Here is a 5,476-nt window from a genome sequence, read left to right on the forward strand (position 1 = left end):
AAAAAGCTGGCAGCTACCTACTTTCCCGCGAAGAGCAGTATCATCGGCGTAAGAGAGCTTGACTTCCGTGTTCGGAATGGGAACGGGTATTACCTCTCCACTATGGCCACCAGCAAATTAAACAGTGTAAGAAAAACTAAACACACAAGAAAGAAAGATTTTCAGGTCTGTAAAGTTTTGTGTTTATATAAAAGAGAAAGAAAGAAAACACAGTAAAGTTTTAAGAAAAATATATGGAAACGATAATATGGTCAAGCCTCACGACTTATTAGTAATGCTCGGCTGAATACCTCGCGGTACTTACACCTGCATCCTATCAACCTAGTAGTGTCCCAGGAGTCTTCAGGAGACTTAAAAGTCTCAGGGATGTCTAATCTTGAGGTGGGCTTCCCGCTTAGATGCTTTCAGCGGTTATCCCTTCCCAACTTAGATACTCTGCACTTGCCCTTGGCAGGACAACAGATAAACCAGAGGTTAGTCCACTTCGGTCCTCTCGTACTAAAAGCAGATCCTCTCAAACATCCAACGCCCATAACAGATAGGGACCGAACTGTCTCGCGACGTTCTGAACCCAGCTCACGTACCGCTTTAATTGGCGAACAGCCAAACCCTTGGGACCTGCTCCAGCCCCAGGATGCGATGAGCCGACATCGAGGTGCCAAACTTTCCCGTCGATGTGAACTCTTGGGGAAAATCAGCCTGTTATCCCCGGAGTACCTTTTGTCCGTTAAGTGATGGCCTTTCCACTCAGCACCATCAGATCATTAAGACCTACTTTCGTACCTGCTCGAAATGTCTTTCTCGCAGTCAAGCCTCCTTGTGCCTTTACACTCGCGCCCTGATTCCCAACCAGGGTGAGGAGACCTTCGCGCACCTCCGTTACAATTTAGGAGGCGACCGCCCCAGTCAAACCGCTCGCCTAACATTGTCCCCGACCCTGCTTCAAGGATCAGGTTAGAAATCTCATTCATCAAGATTGGTATTTCACTTTTTAGCTCCACGCAACCTGACGACCACGCTTCTTAGCTTCCCAACTATCCTACACATGATAAATAAGATCCCAATGTTAAGTTACGGTGAAGGTTCACGGGGTCTTTCCGTCTAATTATGGGTAGTCGGCTTCTTTACCGACATATAAATTTCACCGAGTCTCGCGTTGAGACAGTGCTCAGAATCGTTACTCCATTCGTGCGGGGCGGAACTTACCCGCCAAGGAATTTCGCTACCTTAGGACCGTTATAGTTACGGCCGCCGTTTACTGGGGCTTCGATTCACAGCTTCGGCTTGCGCCTAACCGCTCCTCTTAACCTTCCAGCACCGGGCAGGAGTCACCACCTATACGTCCCATTGCTGGTTCGCAGATGGCTGTGTTTTTGATAAACAGTCGCCTGAGCCTGCTTTCTGCCGCTCTTAATCTTATACAATCAGAGCCACACTTCTTCCGAAGTTACGTGTGCATTTTGCCGAGTTCCTTAACGCGAGGTCGCTCGTGCGCCTTAGATTACTCATCCCACATACGTGTGTCCGTTTACGGTACGGTCTTTTTCAGCCTAGCCTTAGACAGTATTTTTTAGCACCTTGATTACGTCCGCTTCGATTCAACTTTCTTTCCTCTCGCTATTACACCTCTCCTCTGGCTGCGGATTTGCCTACAGCCTTCACCAGATTGATGCTTTGACAGGGACTACCGTCGCCCTGCCGGATTTCACCTCATGCGTCTTGCCCTCGAAACTGAAAAAGGTATCGGATTATAAACCGATTTCCCATCGGCTACGCGTTTCCGCCTGACCTTAGGGGCCGACTTACCCGGGGCAGATTTCCTTTACCCCGGAATCCTTATGTTTTCGGCGGACGGGAATCTCACCCGTCTTTTCGTTACTTATACCTGCATTCTCTCTTCCATCTCCTCCAAAGCCCCTCACAGGTACTTCTTCTTCAGTTAATGGAATGCTCCCCTACCAATCATAACTTTCGTTATGAGTCCAAAGCTTCGGTATTATGCTTAGCCCCGTTACATTGTCTGCGCATAAATGCTCGACCAGTGAGCTGTTACGCACTCTTTTAAGGAATGGCTGCTTCTAAGCCAACCTCCTGGCTGTCTGTGCATCCACACTTCATTTAACACTTAGCATAATTTCGGGACCTTAGCTGTTGGTTTGGGCTGTTTCCCTCTTGACTATGAACCTTAGCGCCCACAGTCTCACTCCCATACGCTACCTTACGGCATTCAGAGTTTGATTGGGTCAGGTAGGATTTGACTCCCCCATCCCCGTCCAGTGCTTTACCTCCGTAAGCTTTATATGAGGCTGTCCCTAAAGGCATTTCGGGGAGAGCCAGCTATTTCCAGGTTTGTTTAGTCTTTCGCTCCTTATCACAAGTCATCACTACCTTTTTTAACAGATTACTGTTCGGTCCTCCAGCAGGTTTCACCCTGCCTTCAACCTGCTCATGATAAGATCACCTTGGCTTCGGGTCTACGACATGCAACTTTATTTCGCCCTTTTCAGACTCGCTTTCGCTTCGGCTCCAGAACTCCTATTCCTTAACCTCGCTGCATACCGTAACTCGCAGGTTCATTCTACAAAAGGCACGCCACTACCCTCTCAGGCTGTGACATCTTGTTAGTTCATGGTTTCAGGTTCTATTTCACTCCCCTCACCGGGGTTCTTTTCACCTTTCCCTCACGGTACTCGTTCACTATCGGTAGCTGTTTAGTATTTAGCCTTGGATCGTGGTCGACCCAGCTTCCAACAGGGTTTCTCGTGCCCCGCCGTACTCAGGTTCTGCATCAGAAAGTCTCTCCAATTTCGCATACGCGGCTTTCACGCTCTTTGACGCTCCTTCCCAGAAGCTTCTGCTATCTTCAAGTTTTTTCCTAACTTTCCGGGTCATCCCCATGCAGCCCTTCAACCCCACTTTCCGTGGTTTGGGCTCTTCCCTCTTCGCTCGCCGCTACTGGGGGAATCTCTTTTGATTTCTTTTCCCGTGTTACTTAGATGGTTCACTTCACACAGTTTAGCTCCTGTATCCTATTTTATTCAGATATTTCAGGTGACGGTATCTCTACCGCCGGATTACTCCATTCGGTTATCTAGGGGTCAATGAATATGTGCTTCTCGCCCTAGCTTTTCGCAGCTTATCACGACCTTCTTCGCCTCTCAGCTCCATAGGCATCCGCCATGAACTTTTCTTCGCTTGACCATATTATCTTTTCCATTTTTTACTTATCTACTCAAAGCTCCTTTCGCTACTTTTAAAAGCCTCTTCCTTCAAGCCCGGCTCCTCTTTTCACTCGCTTCTTTCTATAACCTTTTTCTTCTTACCTTCACTCGTCACCTTTATTCTTATAATAAAGATAACTCTTGTTTCTTTCCTTCACTTCTACTTTCAAAGAACTTGTTTTGCCTAGAACTTTCCATTCTTTAACTAGGCGATGGAACAGGATAGAGTTGAACTATCGACCCCCGCCTTATCAGAGCGGTGCTCTAACCAACTGAGCTACTGTTCCGGCTTTTATGGTTTATATAAAAAAAACTAGTTAAGAAAAAAGACAGGACTTAAAAAAGCCTTTTCAAAATCAATCTACTCTACTTTTGGCTGTACACAATAGCCTTTGAAAACTTCTTTTTAGTTTCCTTTTCCTCTTGTCTTACAAAAGGAGGTGATCCAGCCGCACCTTCCGGTACGGCTACCTTGTTACGACTTCACCCCCCTCACCAAGCATACCTTCGACAGCGACCTCCTTGCGGTTAGTCTACCGGCTTCGGGTATCCTCGACTCGGATGGTGTGACGGGCGGTGTGTACAAGGCCCGGGAACGTATTCACCGCACCGTGCTGATATGCGATTACTAGCGATTCCAACTTCATGGAGTCGAGTTTCAGACTCCAATCCGAACTACGATTGGTTTTTTGCGTTTTGCTCCACGTCACCGCTTCGCTTCACTCTGTTCCAACCATTGTAGCACGTGTGTAGCCCTGGACATAAGGGCCATGATGACTTGACGTCATCCCCGCCTTCCTCCTGCTTGTCGCAGGCAGTTCCGCCTGAGTCCTCAGCTTTACCTGTTAGTAACCGGCAGTAGGGGTTGCGCTCGTTGCGGGACTTAACCCAACACCTCACGGCACGAGCTGACGACAGCCATGCAGCACCTGTTCACACTCGTATTGCTACGCTTACCAATCTCTTGATAATCAGTGTGTATGTCAAACCCAGGTAAGGTTCCTCGCGTACCATCGAATTAAACCACATGCTCCACCGCTTGTGCGGGCCCCCGTCAATTCCTTTGAGTTTCACCCTTGCGGGCATACTCCCCAGGCGGTACACTTATCGCGTTTGCTTTGGCACCCAGTCTTATGACCGGACACCTAGTGTACATAGTTTACTGTGCGGACTACCAGGGTATCTAATCCTGTTTGATCCCCGCACCTTCGCACCTGAGCGTCAGTCATGCGCTGGAAATCTGCCTTCGCCATTGGTGTTCTTCCAGATATCTACAGATTTCACCCCTACACCTGGAATTCCGATTTCCCCTCACTGACTCTAGTCTTGCAGTTCTCAATGCAGTTCTGGGGTTAAGCCCCAGTATTTCACACCAAGCTTGCATAACCGCCTGCGTGCCCTTTACGCCCAATAATTCCGAATAACGCTCGCACCTTACGTGTTACCGCGGCTGCTGGCACGTAATTAGCCGGTGCTTATTCATTACCTACTGTCACCTCTATACCATTCCCTGTACAGTTTATTCTTCAATAATAAAAGGATTTTACAATCTTCCGACCTTCATCATCCACGCGGCGTTGCTCCGTCAGACTTTCGTCCATTGCGGAATATTCTTAGCTGCTGCCTCCCGTAGGAGTCTGGGCCGTATCTCAGTCCCAATGTGTCCGTTCACCCTCTCAGGCCGGATACCTGTCATCGCCTTGGTGGGCCTTTTCCTCACCAACTAGCTGATAGGCCGCAGGCCGTTCCTTCGGCGTGGCCATAGCCACTTTCCTCATATATCTCCAACTTATATGACCTTATCCGGTATTACCCGGTATTTCTACCGACTATCCCCGTCCAAAGGGTACGTCACCCACGTGTTACTCACCAGTCCGCCACTCTAGGAAAGTGCAAGCACTTTCTTGCCGTTCGACTTGCATGCTTAAGACACGCCGCCAGCGTTTATTCTGAGCCAGGATCAAACTCTCCATGATTATTTCTCAAACCCTTGCGGGTCAAGATTTTCTCTCATAAATCATCCATCCCAACCAATCTCTTGATAGGATTCTTTTGTGTTGCAACTGTATTTTTCAACAGTCGCTGGCATTTCGTTTGTACTTGATAAAACTTTTTCTTGCTACATTAAAAGAAAAACTCATTTCTTTGCCTTTCTTTTAGTGCTTTGTCTTGTCTTTTTTCCTTCACTAATTTTCTTTTCAAAGAACTGGCCGCTAGTGTTTGTAGCGGGTGAGAATGACTATATCACCCTCCTT

General features: G+C 47.9%; 1 tRNA gene and 3 rRNA genes. All 4 read right to left on the reverse strand.

Annotated features, from left to right (window positions below):
• Positions 1-4: 4 nt before the first annotated feature.
• The 4 genes from rrf to FXX65_RS09615 all read right to left on the reverse strand — a co-directional run bounded on the left by rrf (position 5) and on the right by FXX65_RS09615 (position 5,197).
• Positions 5-114, reverse strand: a 5S ribosomal RNA gene (gene rrf, locus FXX65_RS09600).
• A 133-nt stretch (positions 115-247) separates the two neighbouring features.
• Positions 248-3,201: ribosomal RNA gene (locus FXX65_RS09605) — 23S ribosomal RNA — on the reverse strand.
• Between the two features lie 233 nt (positions 3,202-3,434).
• Positions 3,435-3,508, reverse strand: a tRNA-Ile gene (locus tag FXX65_RS09610).
• Positions 3,509-3,654: 146 nt separating this feature from the next.
• A 16S ribosomal RNA gene (locus tag FXX65_RS09615) occupies positions 3,655-5,197 on the reverse strand.
• The 16S, 23S and 5S rRNA genes sit together here with 1 tRNA gene alongside, the layout of an rRNA operon.
• Positions 5,198-5,476: the final 279 nt, after the last annotated feature.

The sequence above is a fragment of the Treponema pectinovorum genome (assembly GCF_900497595.1).
GTDB classification, from domain to species: domain Bacteria; phylum Spirochaetota; class Spirochaetia; order Treponematales; family Treponemataceae; genus Treponema_D; species Treponema_D pectinovorum.